Source organism: Rapidithrix thailandica, from assembly GCF_039710355.1.
Taxonomy (GTDB): domain Bacteria; phylum Bacteroidota; class Bacteroidia; order Cytophagales; family Flammeovirgaceae; genus Rapidithrix; species Rapidithrix thailandica.
In genome coordinates this window covers 52085-66065 of sequence record NZ_JBDKWZ010000020.1, presented here as the reverse complement: position 1 = coordinate 66065, position 13981 = coordinate 52085, and the positions used below count along the sequence as shown (strand labels likewise).

The window sequence follows — 13981 nt, the reverse complement described above, 5'->3', positions numbered from 1 at the left end:
CTACACTTTTCTAGAAGGCTTGAACCTCTTTCGAAAAGCTTGAAAATGGAGCACTGATCATTTGTGACTTATTCTAAAATGGAATTAATTCAATTCCATGATTTACAAAAGCCAAAATCAACAAACACTTCTTACAGGTGAAGATTACTTTTTATTAGTTACGATTAATGTATTTTGAATACCTCAATTTTATTCATGAGGCTTAAAATTAGATATAGTTGGTTTACGGAAATGAATTCGAATCGTTCCAAAAGATGGAATAAAAATAGCTTTTTTCTTTATATTCGGATCAATTTCATTGAAAACCAGCTAGTTGTACCTTGTTGCTGACACGGAGTTTCTTGAAACTAAATAAGTTTTTGGCTTTAACTTGCACCGTTACAACGGATAAGAGCAGAAGAAGCCTTCTGTATTTGTAAAGAATAAAGGGTTGGAATATTCACTCCTTGCTGAGGGTATACAAACGTTTGTTTACAATTTTATGAAGGGTTTTTCTATTTTAGTGAACAGTTTTATCCTAGATGTTGTCAACAGAATTTTAACCTATGTATACCTATTTTAACCTTTTCTTCAAGTATGGGTTGGCAATTGTTTTTAGTTGCCAGTTACTTGCATGTAAATCATCACAAAAAGAAGAAAAAAAACGTCCTCCCAATATTGTGTATATCCTGGCCGATGATATGGGCTATGGGGATGTGGCAGCTTTAAACCACCGGGCGAAAATACCCACACCACATTTGGATAAACTGGTTGAACAAGGGAGGAGTTTTACCGATGCTCATACCAATTCTGCAGTGTGTACCCCTACCCGTTACGGAGTGCTTACGGGCCGGTATTGTTTCCGTTCCCGGTTGAAAAGCGGAGTCCTGGTCGGGCATGAACCCGCTTTGATCGAAAAGGGAAGAATGACGGTCGGATCCTTACTCAAGCAAGCGGGCTATCATACCGGAGCGGTAGGTAAGTGGCATTTAGGGTTGGATTGGCAAGCTAAAGATTCCACTCAGGCTTTGTTTGAAGGCAATTTATGGGATATGTCCAGCACGGAAAATGTAGATTATACGGCTTTGGTGAAAGGCGGTCCGGCGGATTATGGCTTTGATTACGAATACATTATTCCCGCTTCATTGGACATTGCGCCTTATGTGTATATTGAAAATCAAAAAGTGACAGCGGCAGTTAACAGACATGTGGACTTTTGGAAAGATACGACTTCCCGTGGAGCTTGGTATAGGCATGGAGATATTGCAGAAGATTTTGACCACAGTGATGTCTTGCCTCAATTGACCCGTAAAGCGGTGACATATATCCACGATCAAGCGAAACAAAAAGAGCCTTTCTTTCTCTACTTTCCTTTGACAGCCCCTCATACTCCGTGGCTTCCGTCAGAAGAGTTTCAAGGTAAATCCCAGGCAGGAGTTTATGGCGATTTTGTGGCGATGGTGGATCATACAGTAGGGCAAGTGATACAGGCATTGAAAGAAAACGGTGTTTTAGAAAATACCTTGGTGATTTTCACCAGTGACAACGGGGCTCATTGGTTACCTTCTGATATTGAGACGTTCAACCATGAGGCCAACCATGGGCGAAGCGGCATGAAGTCGGATGTATGGGATGGAGGACACAGGGTGCCGTTTATCGTACATTGGCCGGAAAGAGTGCCTGCCGCTACGATCAGTGATGAGGTGATATGCACTACCGACTTGATGGCTACTTGTGCGGCCCTTACCGGATTGGAAATGCCACACGATGCAGGGGAAGATAGCTATAATGTATTACCGGCATTTTTAGGCCAAACCGCAGATCAACCTATCAGAGAGGCTACTATTCACCATGGAATAGATGGAATGTTTGCAATTCGTAAAGGAAAGTGGAAATTTATTGATGGCAAAGGCTCGGGAGGCTGGTCAGCCAAACCTACAGACGAAGAACCGGCAGGGCAATTGTATGATATGGAAAGTGATCCTTTGGAAAAAAATAACTTGTATGAGGGGCAACCTGATAAGGTGAAAGAGTTGAAAACTTTGTTAGAAAAATATAAATCTCAAGGCTATAGCAGGTCTATTTAAAACTACTTTACACAAGTCGCGGGATAACGCTTGAAGGGACGAATGGAAGAAGAGAACATTGAAAATGCCCTTTCACACAAGGGGTAGGGAATTTCTCATTGCTCATAAACGGCAACTTGAATTAAATAGTAATGGGTGGTTAGTAGTTTACTTAACTATGATGCTACTAATCACCCATTACCTACCTTTGTTAATCAATCATTGCAAACTCACCTTTTGGGATTACAGTTGTTGCCATATCCTCCAAAAAAGCATTAATTTGATGTGTGTCCGTACCAGGCATTAAAATGACATGAGTGATGCCCTTTTCTACGGCTAATTGCCATTTATGAGTAATTTCAGGTCCCGGATCAGGAAAAACCACAGTGATTGCATTAGGGTTTCGCCAAGCCGGGATACCCATTTCCTTCAGTCTGTTTTCAGTATATTCGGCTAGTTGGAGGCTCTGTTGTGCTCGTTGAGCCAGCCCTTCCTTGCCCAATTGTTTGATCGCATACCAGAGTACTAAGGGGGTAAATCCGTTTCTGGAACCGGAAATGGTGGTGTCCTCACTGCCTATATAGGAGATGGACCGGGCAATTTTATCCCTTAAATGTTTCTTTACCAATACAAACCCGCAAGGGATGGGGGAGCCAATAAATTTATGTCCGCTTACTGCAATGCTATCCACCCCATCTGCAAAATCGAAGGCCGGACGAGGGGTTAAGAAGGGGGCGATCATTCCTGACAAGGCCCCATCGGCATGAATATGATAATCTTCAATGGCCAACTCATCCAGCATTTGGCGAATCTTTTTTAAATCATCTTTGGCCTCTTTCATTGTAGTACCAATATTGATGAAAATAATGGGAGTGATATGCCGGTTGATTTGCAAGGTCTGCCGTAAGTCCTCATAGTCGATTTCTCCGTTTTCCTGTGCTTTGATCACCACTCTGGGCATATCCAGTAAATGAAGATTTTTGGTCACACTATAATGAGTGGCCTGAGAGTAATATACCATCCCTTTCGGAAAATATTCTCTAGCCAGGTAAAGCCCGTAAAGGTTGCCTTCAGACCCCCCATTGGTTACATATCCCCACCAGTGATCCTTAGGAGCTCTGAAAAGTTGAGCCATGAAATTCAGGACTTCCCGTTCAACTTCTCTAGTATCTACCTTATAAGTAGAAGGTGTAAAAGGGTCTCCTATATTGTTTAACGGCAATTGTAAGAAAGGGTAGAGGAAGGAATAGTCAAAATCCTTAGCCACCGGGTAGCCTAAACTCTTTTGTGCATTCGACTTTAAACTGTCTGATAAACAATCCAGTGCCTTATGTGTGTCGATGGTATTCATAGTGGTGTTAGTTATTGGATGAATGAACCGATTTGTTAAATTTTTTATAGACAAATTTAATAGTAAAACAAGTATATATAGTGTATAATTCTTGATTATGATTTTAACTTGGAAAATAAATCTATTTTTATTGGCTTTATTGGAAAAAACTATTTTTGTTTACTCCTTTGCCAATAAAAATCAGAAAATTATTCTATGGAAAATTTAGACCTCATTGACCGGAAAATATTGGGGCTGTTACAAAACAATGCCCGTATTACGATGAAAGAGATTGCCGCTGCTACAGGTATCTCCACCACTCCTGCCTACGAGCGGGTGAAACGGATGGAGCGGCAAGGAATCATCAAAGGGTATGTGACTTTATTGGACAAGGAGAGAATTAACCGGCAACTGACTGTATTTTGCCAAGTGACCTTGAAAAGCCATAGCAAACCTGATATCGTGAAATTTGAAAAACATATATTCCAATTTTCCGAAATTATGGAGTGTTACCATACTGCAGGAAGTTTTGATTATTTGTTAAAAATTATGGTGGCGGATATGGATGCTTATCAAAAGTTTATTATGGAAAAACTTGCGGAAACGGAAGCCATGGCTCATTTCCAAAGCGTGTTTGTAATGGGAGATGTAAAGGTGGAAACAGCTTTTGCCATGTCTGAATAAGCAAAGAGCAATTCAATACCATACATTATTGTATGTTTTAGATTTGTCTATTACCTTTGTATCCCTATGGCAAGACTCACTAAAGAAAATTGGCTGGATGAGGGATTTAAAATCCTTTCGGAATTTGCACAAAACAAAATCCGTATCATGTATTTGTGTGAACGACTAGGGGTAACCCGTGGCTCATTCTATCATCATTTTACCAGTATAGAAAATTATATTGACGCATTATTAAAAAAATGGGAACAGGAGAACACATATTCATTTATTGAGAAGGCAAATGAAGGAGAAGCTCCGGTTGAGAAATTATCCATTTTAAGCCAGCTGGTTTTACAGAATAATCATTCCATTGAAGCGGCAATTCGCTCATGGGGGTTTTACGATCCTATCGTAAAAAGTTATTTGGAAAGGGTAGACCAGTCCCGGTTGAAGTACCTTGAAGAAATATTGCTTGCATTGGGATATAAGAAACAGGAAGCCTGGCTGACAGCCAAGTTGGATTATGCAATGCTAATAGGTATTCAACAAATGTCACCAGATATATCCGAACAAGAATTATCCGGATTGTTTGAGGTGTATTGGCAACAACAGAAAAAGTTAATTCCATAAGTTTTTTTATCCATAAACATACAATACTGTATGGTTTGTTTTTGATTTCTTTTTTCTATACAAAACCGATCACATGATGAACATTGTAAAAGTAAACCTCCCGTCAAACACTCTGGTCAGTAGGCATTTTTCTACAATAGATTTTGCAGATGGTTTTCAGGCGCCTGTTTCAACACAAGGAAAATTGACTAAGGAAGATATAGTGAAAGCTTTTTTTCAATCAAGCCCGGGATGGATTAAGGTATTGATGCAAATCCGGAATTTTTTAGCGAGCCTGGTTGGACTCAAAACAGGGAAAACGAAGGAAGTTACTTCCATCACCTTAAAAAAAGGACAATTGACCGGGTTGTTTCATATATATGATGTGGCTGAAAATGAAGTTTTGTTAGGTGAAAATGATAAACATTTAGATTTCAGGGTCTCTTTTATCAAGGAAAAGCTTACTCATTCAAAACATTTATTAACGATTTGTACCATTGTACAAATTCACGGTGCTTTGGGACGGGTTTATTGGCTATTTGTGAAACCGTTTCATAAAAGAATTGTACCGGTGATATTGAGAAATATGATAAAAGGGTTGGAGGCTAAATGTTAGTTTGCCTTTACCTGGGAAGTTTTACCATATGCCGCTACCCGCTTCCGGTATTTTAAATTGATCTTCAGCTCCTTAATTGTAAAAAAATTAAGGAGCTTTTCCTTTTTACTTCTTGGGTTGTTTAAGTTTTTTCTGCAAAGCAGTTGTTGCTTTTTCCATTGAATATTCCCGGCTTTTTGATCCCTGTTTCCGTTTGTATCTCCCAATTGAAAAGAGCGGGTTTTAAAGATACCGGTAAAATCCATTCCTTTATTTTTATGCAGTTGTTCCCTTTTTTTAGTAAAATGCGGGATTAAGTACACATATCATAAACCATTGATCTTAATTACCATGTGGGAATTAAATTTTGAAACTACCAAAGACAAACTTTCCGCAGTGGGTGCACTTTTGAACCGGCACCCCTACTTACCTATAGAAAACCTCCGGTTTAACCGTAATTTTGTTGAACTCATCATGAAAAGTGCAGAGGTAAAAGAAGCTTTGCAAGAGGATGGGCATCCGTTAACAGTGGAAGCTCTTCCGAGAATAGGGGCTTCGTTTTTTGAGAAGCAAAATACGGATTACGACCAAGATAAAGTAAACGTTGCGCATCAAGAGTTGGATAGGGCTTTTAACCTGGTTGTGGAATTGCTGGACAATTCTTGCAGCAATGTAAAAGATGACCTCTATAAACTTCAACAAGTAACCAAAGAAAAGAATAGAACCGGTTACAATAAGGTCTTTAAAAAAAACTTAATCTCCTTTGCCAAGATCGCTCCCTTACTGTATGATGCGGAAGGCAATGCATTGTCCGGTCATTTATCATTTGACCCGAATTTGTACCCGCCCCGTGAACTGGAAAATATATATTGTGATTTTTTCTCGGCTCATTTGGCACCGGTTCTTATACATTTTGCCAACAATAAGGGGTTTGGTACATTACACCATACTGTTAGTTATATTCTCAATCAATTTATTCCTAAAGTAATTACCCCTGCCATTCAACGGTACTCTTCCGAAAATGAAATCGTTTCCAAGCGCACAATCTCCTTGGAACAGGTTCCGCCGGCGTATACACCACTCAGAGGAGCTTTGGCCGGTGACTGCTCTATGGTGAGCGTGCCCTTTTATGGAATGATCAAAGACAGTTATTGCTTTTGGATTCGGAAATCACAGGATTTTGATGAAAAACCCAGTGGCTATGTTTACCTGATCACTACAGAGGTACATGGGAAAATACTACCTTATGTTTTTACGGTGAATGGCCCTACGTTAACCGTAGAAGATGTGCAGGCAACCCTTCATTTGTTAGCGCATCATTTTGATAGCAAGCAACTATTGATTGCAGACCTGGAGTATAATTCCTTTTGGATCAATACTTTGGCTGTCAGAACCGCCTATGATTCATTGGGAGGAGTGCCAACGGAAGTGGACTTGCCAAAAGGCTGGGGAAAGATAGCGGCTTTATCTCAAAGTAACTATTACCCGGATTATTACCATGAACAAAATGCCCGTCATGCAAAACTTACGGAAATAAACCCCACAGATTTTTGGGATGAGCTATATACATATGAGCCTATCGTAGGATATACTTACCCTGAAAATTTGAAGGGATTACCCGTTGTTTCCCGGGCGTTATTGGCATATTATAGCAAGGGAATGCTTGAGGAAGATCAAGTGTCAGAGTGTATAGACTTGTTGGATTTACAAAAAGATGACTTGGAAGCTACTTCGGTATTGAATGATGCATACCTGCATCAGCGACTTACTGTTGACAATTTCAAAATTTTGCACAGTAGGTTTAAGTTTTCTTTAGATTTCCTTAACAGTTTTCACACGGAGATAAAAGCACCTTTGATTGGGCAATTATTCCGGGAAATGTACGAGGCGTTTCCGGAAAAAGAATGGGTGAACATCATTGTGAAAACAGACAACGAGGTTTCGGAAATGCTTCAGGGAATGTGGGACGAAAACAATAAATTTATAGGGTGGATGTCCCGCTACGATACCCTTAGGGATTTGAAAGCATCCTTACCCGATGTCTATCTGCCTAATTATTGGAGTGAGCTTAGCAAAATGCTCTTTTTGCCGAATGGCTATCCTGACATACACGTTTGTCGTAAGGTGGTAAAAAATTTCCGTTCGGTAGGAACCATTGAGAATTTTTTAGAATACCTGTTGACCTATCCGGTGGTGATGGAGCATATTTCTACTTCTGACAGCCGCTGGAGAGACTTCTTTATCCGTGCCCAACATTTATTGGAAGACCGGGAAAGGCTTCAAATAGCGATTCGAAGTATTTATTTGGACCATTTGTTTGAAGAAGGCCGGAATCATGACGAATCACCTTGGCATTTGGCTGATACGGTTGACAATTATGAGTTGATTACGGGCAAACAGGACGATGATTTAAGAGAGAGGGTTGTTCGAAAATATTATGCTAAACCGGAAGATGAAGCCTTTAAAAAGGATTTTTATAACAGATTATACTTAAAGGAAGAATCACTGTCCTGAGCAGGGGAATCAACTTTGTACGGTAAGAGTGTTTTTGAAAAGGAAATTTAAAACTTAAGAAAGCTGTGACAATCGAAGAACTAAGAGAACGAGGGCTGGTCATTTTTGAATGTCTTTCGGGAAGTAAGGCTTACGGATTGGATCTGCCTACCTCCGATGTAGATCTTAAAGGGGTTTATATCCTGCCGGAGGAGCAGTTTTTTGGCTTTGACTATATTGGCCAAGTAAACGATGCTTCCAACGATACGGTATTTTATGAGCTAAAGCGGTTTTTGGAGTTGTTGATGAAAAGCAATCCTAATTTATTGGAGATGCTCAATGTGTCGGAAGAACATATTTTATATAAACACCCGGTGTTTGATCAGATCAAAGAAGTGAATTTTCTCTCCAAACTCTGCAAAAAAACATTTGCCAATTATGCCATCAGTCAAGTGAAAAAGGCCAGGGGGCTGAATAAAAAAATCATGAACCCTATGCCCGAAGAGCGGAAAACAATTTTGGAGTTTTGCTATATAGCAGGGGAGGGGAAGTCCATGGAGTTGAGAGCTTGGCTTCACAAAAACGCTTTGAATCAGGAGCAGTGCGGATTGGTAAATATTCAACATATGCCCTTCCTTTATGCCTTGTATTATGATGAGCGACAGGAGTTGGGCTTTCGAGGAATCATGCAAAAAACGGCGGCCAATGAGGTAGCATTGAGCAGTGTGCCCAAAAGCTTGCAACCCTTGGCTTATTTGTATTTTAACAAAGACGGTTATACATGTTATTGTAAAGAATATAAGGAGTATTGGGCTTGGGTAAAAAAGCGGAACGAAGCCCGGTACCAAGGAACTTTAGAACATGGCAAAAATTATGATGCCAAGAATATGATGCATACGTTTCGCCTTTTGGATATGGCCGAAGAAGTGCTTTCTTCCGGGATAGTGATTGTGAAAAGACCCAACCGTGAAGAGCTGTTGAATATTCGCAGTGGGTGTTATGAATATGAGGAGCTACTGGAAATGGCTGAAGAAAAAGTGCAGCGAATTGAGGCCTTGGAAAAAGAGTCTACTTTACCTGATGTACCTGATAAAGTTGAAATTGAGAAGCTTCTGATCAAAGTTCGCAAAGACTGGTATGCACAAAGGGAGTAAAAATAAGTCGTTACTTCCGGTGAGAGGAGGCGCCTTTGTATAAGTTGGGTACACAAATGGTAATGGTAGTTCCCTTACCTGATTCCGAATGCAATTGTACGTTTCCTTTGAGTTTTTTAACGGTTTCTTTTACGATATAAAGCCCGATGCCGGCTCCTTGAAAGTGTGAGTCGGCCTTATAAAACATATCAAATACTTTGGAAAGATGCCGCTCATTGATTCCCATACCATTGTCTTCAAAAGTGAAATAGCTGTATTGAGCTTCCACATCAATTTGTATTTTGATATAAGGACGGTTTTTTTCCGTACGGGCATATTTAATGGCATTGGAAATTAGGTTGTTGCAAATAATAGAGAGCCGGAATAGATCGGAGTGAAAAGGTATTGTTTGACTGATATTGATGACCAGTTGAATCTTACTCGTGTTTTTCAGAAATTCATATTGTGCATAGGTATCCAAAATCAGTTGTTTGATGGGGATTTCTTCCGGTTTCACCTCTATGCGCATATTGCGTGCATAATCCAGAATGTCTTTGATATAATTATCCAATTTAAAAATACAATACTCCTGTTTTTCCAAATACTCTCCAATATCTTCCCACTGATCACTGTCTTTGGCTAATTTGATCAGGCCTAACACAGAGGCAATAGGTGCCCTGAGGTCGTGAGAAATGCTGTAAACCAAATTATCCAATTCTTCATTTCGTTGGTTGAGTTGATCGATATTTTCCGAGAGTTGTTCGTTGGTTTTGACCAATTCATCCTCCCTGGCAGCCAGTTGTGCATTCAAATGCAATTCTTGTTCGAGCATAGCATTGATTTGCTCTTCATGGGTTTTGCGATCATGAATATCAAAGTTAACTCCTGATAAGCCAATGATATCTCCGACTTCATCCAGTAGGGGTTTCATCCGGGCGTAAAACCAACGGTAGGTACCTGTATTGACTTGCCATTGCCGGATTTCAAAATTGACCGGCTTTTGGCTTTCCTGTACTTTCGAAATCGTCTCTAAGATGGTATTCCGGTCGTCCGGATGGATTAACTGTAAGTAATCTTCTACCGAAGCAGGGGGAGATTGCTCATCTGGCATCCCAAAGGAGCGGAATATTTGTTTTGACCACTCTATTTTTTGGTTCACAAAGAAATATTTCCAATTCCCTAAGTTGCCGAACTTCTGTGCTTCTTCCAGTTCAAGGATGGTATCCTGCAATTTATTTTCCGTTTGGATACGGCTTGTAGTATCCCGGACGATAGAAATAAAATAGCCTTTACCCTCGTACGCTTCATGATGGATGGTGACTTCCGCCGGGTAAGTACTTCCATCTTTTCTTTTATGGATGCCTATTAGAATTTTAGGGAAGTTTTGTTGCCTTTTAATTGCTTCCACATGTTTCTTTCTCTGTTCTTTGGTGTGAAGCGGATAACCGACTTCGATATCCCTGACGTTGAGTTGCAGGATTTCTTCCTTGGTATACCCCAGCATTTTACAAAGCATAATATTGACATCTACACATTTTCCTGATTCTGCTTCGGAAATAAGGATGCCATCATTGGCAAATTCTAAAAACTGATGGAATTGGAAAAGGTATTTTTCCCGGTTTTTTTGGGCCGTAATATCAAACCCCACTGCGATGCAAAGTCCGTCCGGATGATGCGTTAGGTGCATCTGTATCCATTTAACTGTACCGCCCGGGCTATTAAATGCAATTTCTCCATGCCAGTTTTCATCGTTTTCATTAAAAACAGGGAAAGGGACTTTATGTAAAGCTCCGGGTACATCAATGATCCAGTCTTTTAGCTGGGTGTAGAGTAGTTCCTCTTTGTTTACTTGCAGTAACTGCGTAAAGGTGTTATTACAGTCGATAATTTTACCTTTCATTAGTTGTAATAGCAAGCAGCCACTTTGATGAAGGCTCTCCAATAGTTGGCTATTTGTAAGCTTTACTTGCATAAGTGTTGGTTTTGGCGCTTTTTTGCAAAATTCCGTAGTATCGGCCCTCCACAACTGAGAAAGCGGTAAGTTTGCTTAGATCCTAAATTTTAAATCAATATGATAATCCCACAACCGGAAGAAATTTCTCCTTCAAAAGTACAACCTTTGGATGTTGTATTGTTTTTACTTTCGGGATTTGGCTATGTATGGTTAGTTTATTTTGTAGATCGTCAAAGCTTTGTTCAGGTGTTGTCAGGCTTTGGGGCATTGTTTGTATGTTACTTACTACTATATAAATATAGAAGTACAAAGATAGAAATGCTCATTTTATGGGGGCTTTTTTTTCGGGGACTGCTATTATTTGCTCTTCCTAACCTATCTGACGACTTCTACCGGTTTCTTTGGGACGGTGAAATGATCAATATGGGAATGAATCCGTTTCGGCACTTGCCCTCGGAATTAATGAGTAATTCCACTGATTTTGCAAGTACGCATCAAGCATTGTTTGAAAACCTCAATTCACCGGAATATTATACTATTTACCCTCCCATTCTACAGGTAATTTTTGCGCTTTCGGTTTTTCTCTTTCCGTCAGGTCCCTTGTGGGCAAATGTAGCAGTAATGAAGCTAATTGTATTATTGGCGGAGTGGATTTCGATCGTTTTAATAGGCAAAATATTACATAAGTTGAGATTTCCCCGAAAGGGAGTATTGCTATATGCACTAAACCCTTTGGTAATTGTAGAGTTAACGGGAAACTTGCACTTTGAAGCGTTGATGATTTGTTTTTTGTTGGCTGCATTTTACTATTTATTACAAGAAAGAAACATCCGATCGGCCTTGTTTTTCAGCCTGGCAGTGGGAGCTAAGTTGTTACCACTGATGTTTTTACCGCTAATAATGATGAAGCTTGGCTTTCGGAAAGCAGTGCGTTATTATTTGAGGGTTGCATTGTTTACAGTGTTATTTTTCTTGCCTTTGTGGGATGTTGAGTTGCTGTTGAATGTATGGAAGAGTGTGAATTTGTATTTCCAAAAGTTTGAATTCAATGCGAGTATTTATTACATCGTACGCTGGGTGGGATATCAACTCTATGATTTCAATATTATTCATGCAGCAGGGCCTTGGTTGTCATTGGTAGTGCTTACGGGAATATTGTTACTTTCTTTTAATGGCCGTTACTCTTGGAAGGAACTCTTTGAAAAAGTTGTTTTAACTTTTACAATTTACCTTTTATGTGCTACCATTGTGCACCCATGGTATATTAGCTTGTTGATAGCCTTTTGTGTTTTTACCCCCCTTCGTTTTCCAATGATTTGGAGTGCTATGGTTGTACTTTCTTATGCTGCATACCAGTCTGATACCTATGAAGAAAACCTCTGGTTGGTGGCTATTGAATATATGGTAGTTATTGCTACGCTTCTCTGGGAAATCCGTAAATATTATTTGTTGGGTTTGCACCTTCGGCGGTGATTTTTGAGAAATATTTCTTTGCTGAAACTGCTTGACACCTTTTTCTTAGTTGGTTAATATTCTTGAACAAGTATAAGGTTTCTGTTTCCTACGATTTGGTGATTTTTCAGAGTTTGTCTAATTTTCGCTTTGAAATAATAATTCCCAGGCATGAGACCAAGTAATTTATTCAGACTAATATTAATCGTTTTAATCCCTGTTTTTTTATTAGGGTTTTATCATAAAAAGCTAGATGTCAGCCAACAAGAGACGGAGGGAAGTCTGAAGAATACAAACCTGAAAATATTAAGTTACAATATTTGGAACGGCTTCGAAGGGGAAGAAAGTAGAAAGAAAAAATTCACCGAGTGGGTAAAACAAGAACAACCTGATATTCTTGCATTGCAGGAATTGGTCAACATTTCTGAGGTCGAGTTAAAAAAGATGGCCAAAGCATGGGGACACCCGTACGTAAGCACTTCTAAAGAGGCTGGTTACCCTGTGGGGCTGACCTCCCGTTATCCATTGAAAAATGTCCGGAAGGTGTTGCAAAATATGCATCACGGCTATCTGGTGGCCGAAGTGGAAGGCCTCTTGGTTTATGTGGTTCACCTTTCTCCTTTTTCTCATCAGAAAAGGGTTGAAGAAGCCCAAGTTCTACTCAAAGACATGGAAAAATATAAACGGAAGGAGCTACATGTTTTAGTAATGGGAGATTTTAATACCTATGCAGCATCAGACAGTCTTTTTTATCTGAAAAGTGATTTACAAAAGGCATTAAAAGAACAAGGAGAAAAACATTCGCATGTAAATAATTTAACTGAAAGACGAGCTGTTCCTTTTGAACCTATCCATACCTTCCTGCAAAAGGGGCTTCACGATATCTATTCAGAAAAAAAATCTCAGCAAGCTTTCCAGCACAGCTTTCCTACAAAAGTGTTTGGAGAAGTGCCACTTTCAGAAAAAGTACGGATTGACTTTATCCTGACGGATAAAAAACTGGCAAAAAAGTGTACGCAAGTTGCGATCATTAAAGATTCTGTGACCCATCAACTTTCCGACCATTACCCGGTACAAATGATATTTCGGAAGTAAATGACTGAGGGTGGTGGTGTAATTCGAGCTTCCGTTAATCCTTCTTTCTTTCCTTTTACTTGCAAAGAACAGCTTATTCTTCCAATAACAGTTTGTTCTAAGCTTCTCAATTCCTAATTTTAACCCTTATGATGCAGTAGACCGGAATTCTTTTGGCGCTCATTATCTATTGATTACAAATTGAGATATTTTATTCCTATGGAGTTAGCTTTTATTGAACTGCTTAAGGGCGTTCTATCTGTAAAAATATTGGTATCAGCCTTCCTGGCAATTTTGTTTATTCAGTCCGGCTTGGATAAGGTATTCGATTGGGGAGGGAACCTCTCTTGGTTGAAAGGGCATTTTGAAAAAAGTCCTTTAAAGAATTTAGTTCCGTTGATGCTTGGAGTGGTCACCGTATTTGAATTGGCCGCAGGGTTTGTATCAGCAGCCGGCTGTGTTGTATTAGTGAGTGGGGGAGAGGCTACGATTGCTTTATTGGGAGCCCAACTTTCTGCCGTCAGCTTGATTATGTTGTTTTTTGGTCAAAGGGTAGCCAAAGACTACGTAGGTGCGGCTACTTTGGTGAGCTACTTTATTTTGTCAGTGTTAGCCATTGTAATCTTAGCCTAG

The 13981-nt window shown here is 39.7% G+C and carries 12 protein-coding genes; 9 read left to right on the top strand and 3 right to left on the bottom strand.

Annotated elements, in window-relative coordinates:
- Nucleotides 1-545 precede the first annotated feature (545 nt).
- Nucleotides 546-2066, top strand: coding sequence for a sulfatase family protein (locus AAG747_RS24930; protein WP_346823970.1), 1521 nt, complete (start codon nucleotides 546-548; stop codon nucleotides 2064-2066).
- A 190-nt stretch (nucleotides 2067-2256) separates the two neighbouring features.
- On the opposite strand, the gene AAG747_RS24925 is transcribed toward AAG747_RS24930, so the two are convergent.
- A complete protein-coding gene (locus AAG747_RS24925; RefSeq protein ID WP_346823969.1) occupies nucleotides 2257-3396 on the bottom strand; it encodes a histidine decarboxylase in 1140 nt (379 codons plus the stop codon).
- A 195-nt stretch (nucleotides 3397-3591) separates the two neighbouring features.
- On the opposite strand from AAG747_RS24925, the gene AAG747_RS24920 reads away from it, so the two are divergent.
- The 3 genes from AAG747_RS24920 to AAG747_RS24910 all read left to right on the top strand — a co-directional run bounded on the left by AAG747_RS24920 (nucleotide 3592) and on the right by AAG747_RS24910 (nucleotide 5263).
- Entirely contained in the window at nucleotides 3592-4059 is a 468-nt protein-coding gene (locus AAG747_RS24920; protein ID WP_346823968.1) for an Lrp/AsnC family transcriptional regulator, read from the top strand.
- A 66-nt stretch (nucleotides 4060-4125) separates the two neighbouring features.
- Complete coding sequence (locus AAG747_RS24915; protein WP_346823967.1) at nucleotides 4126-4668, top strand: TetR/AcrR family transcriptional regulator; 543 nt, start codon at nucleotides 4126-4128, stop codon at nucleotides 4666-4668.
- A 73-nt stretch (nucleotides 4669-4741) separates the two neighbouring features.
- Nucleotides 4742-5263 (top strand): DUF2867 domain-containing protein, encoded by a 522-nt coding sequence (locus AAG747_RS24910; protein ID WP_346823966.1) that lies wholly within the window; start codon nucleotides 4742-4744, stop codon nucleotides 5261-5263.
- On the opposite strand, the gene AAG747_RS24905 is transcribed toward AAG747_RS24910, so the two are convergent.
- Nucleotides 5260-5508, bottom strand: coding sequence for a hypothetical protein (locus tag AAG747_RS24905; protein ID WP_346823965.1), 249 nt, complete (start codon nucleotides 5506-5508; stop codon nucleotides 5260-5262). The two genes, AAG747_RS24910 and AAG747_RS24905, sit on opposite strands and share 4 nt — an antisense overlap.
- A gap of 85 nt (nucleotides 5509-5593) precedes the next feature.
- Between AAG747_RS24905 and AAG747_RS24900 the strand changes: the two genes are divergently transcribed.
- The gene (locus tag AAG747_RS24900) at nucleotides 5594-7756 is read left to right on the top strand and encodes a hypothetical protein (protein ID WP_346823964.1); all 2163 of its coding nucleotides are present in this window, start codon (nucleotides 5594-5596) and stop codon (nucleotides 7754-7756) included.
- Between the two features lie 65 nt (nucleotides 7757-7821).
- Nucleotides 7822-8889, top strand: a complete 1068-nt coding sequence (locus tag AAG747_RS24895) for a DNA polymerase beta superfamily protein (protein ID WP_346823963.1) — start codon at nucleotides 7822-7824, stop codon at nucleotides 8887-8889.
- A 10-nt stretch (nucleotides 8890-8899) separates the two neighbouring features.
- Here AAG747_RS24895 and AAG747_RS24890 read toward each other — a convergent pair whose 3' ends face one another.
- Entirely contained in the window at nucleotides 8900-10840 is a 1941-nt protein-coding gene (locus AAG747_RS24890) for a PAS domain S-box protein (RefSeq protein ID WP_346823962.1), read from the bottom strand.
- 99 nt (nucleotides 10841-10939) lie between these two features.
- On the opposite strand from AAG747_RS24890, the gene AAG747_RS24885 reads away from it, so the two are divergent.
- The 3 genes from AAG747_RS24885 (at nucleotide 10940) to AAG747_RS24875 (ending at nucleotide 13981) form a co-directional block, all read left to right on the top strand.
- Nucleotides 10940-12295 (top strand): MptA/MptB family glycosyltransferase, encoded by a 1356-nt coding sequence (locus AAG747_RS24885; protein WP_346823961.1) that lies wholly within the window; start codon nucleotides 10940-10942, stop codon nucleotides 12293-12295.
- A 150-nt stretch (nucleotides 12296-12445) separates the two neighbouring features.
- The gene (locus AAG747_RS24880; RefSeq protein WP_346823960.1) at nucleotides 12446-13369 is read left to right on the top strand and encodes an endonuclease/exonuclease/phosphatase family protein; all 924 of its coding nucleotides are present in this window, start codon (nucleotides 12446-12448) and stop codon (nucleotides 13367-13369) included.
- Nucleotides 13370-13567: 198 nt separating this feature from the next.
- A complete protein-coding gene (locus tag AAG747_RS24875) occupies nucleotides 13568-13981 on the top strand; it encodes a DoxX family protein (RefSeq protein WP_346823959.1) in 414 nt (137 codons plus the stop codon).

Bases quoted from the DNA above. Each gene is read 5' to 3' on its own strand.
- AAG747_RS24930 (WP_346823970.1), top strand. From the start codon at position 546: ATGTATACCTATTTTAACCTTTTCTTCAAGTATGGGTTGGCAATTGTT.
- AAG747_RS24925 (WP_346823969.1), bottom strand. From the start codon at position 3,396: ATGAATACCATCGACACACATAAGGCACTGGATTGTTTATCAGACAGT.
- AAG747_RS24920 (WP_346823968.1), top strand. From the start codon at position 3,592: ATGGAAAATTTAGACCTCATTGACCGGAAAATATTGGGGCTGTTACAA.
- AAG747_RS24915 (WP_346823967.1), top strand. From the start codon at position 4,126: ATGGCAAGACTCACTAAAGAAAATTGGCTGGATGAGGGATTTAAAATC.
- AAG747_RS24910 (WP_346823966.1), top strand. From the start codon at position 4,742: ATGATGAACATTGTAAAAGTAAACCTCCCGTCAAACACTCTGGTCAGT.
- AAG747_RS24905 (WP_346823965.1), bottom strand. From the start codon at position 5,508: ATGGATTTTACCGGTATCTTTAAAACCCGCTCTTTTCAATTGGGAGAT.
- AAG747_RS24900 (WP_346823964.1), top strand. From the start codon at position 5,594: ATGTGGGAATTAAATTTTGAAACTACCAAAGACAAACTTTCCGCAGTG.
- AAG747_RS24890 (WP_346823962.1), bottom strand. From the start codon at position 10,840: ATGCAAGTAAAGCTTACAAATAGCCAACTATTGGAGAGCCTTCATCAA.
- AAG747_RS24885 (WP_346823961.1), top strand. From the start codon at position 10,940: ATGATAATCCCACAACCGGAAGAAATTTCTCCTTCAAAAGTACAACCT.
- AAG747_RS24880 (WP_346823960.1), top strand. From the start codon at position 12,446: ATGAGACCAAGTAATTTATTCAGACTAATATTAATCGTTTTAATCCCT.
- AAG747_RS24875 (WP_346823959.1), top strand. From the start codon at position 13,568: ATGGAGTTAGCTTTTATTGAACTGCTTAAGGGCGTTCTATCTGTAAAA.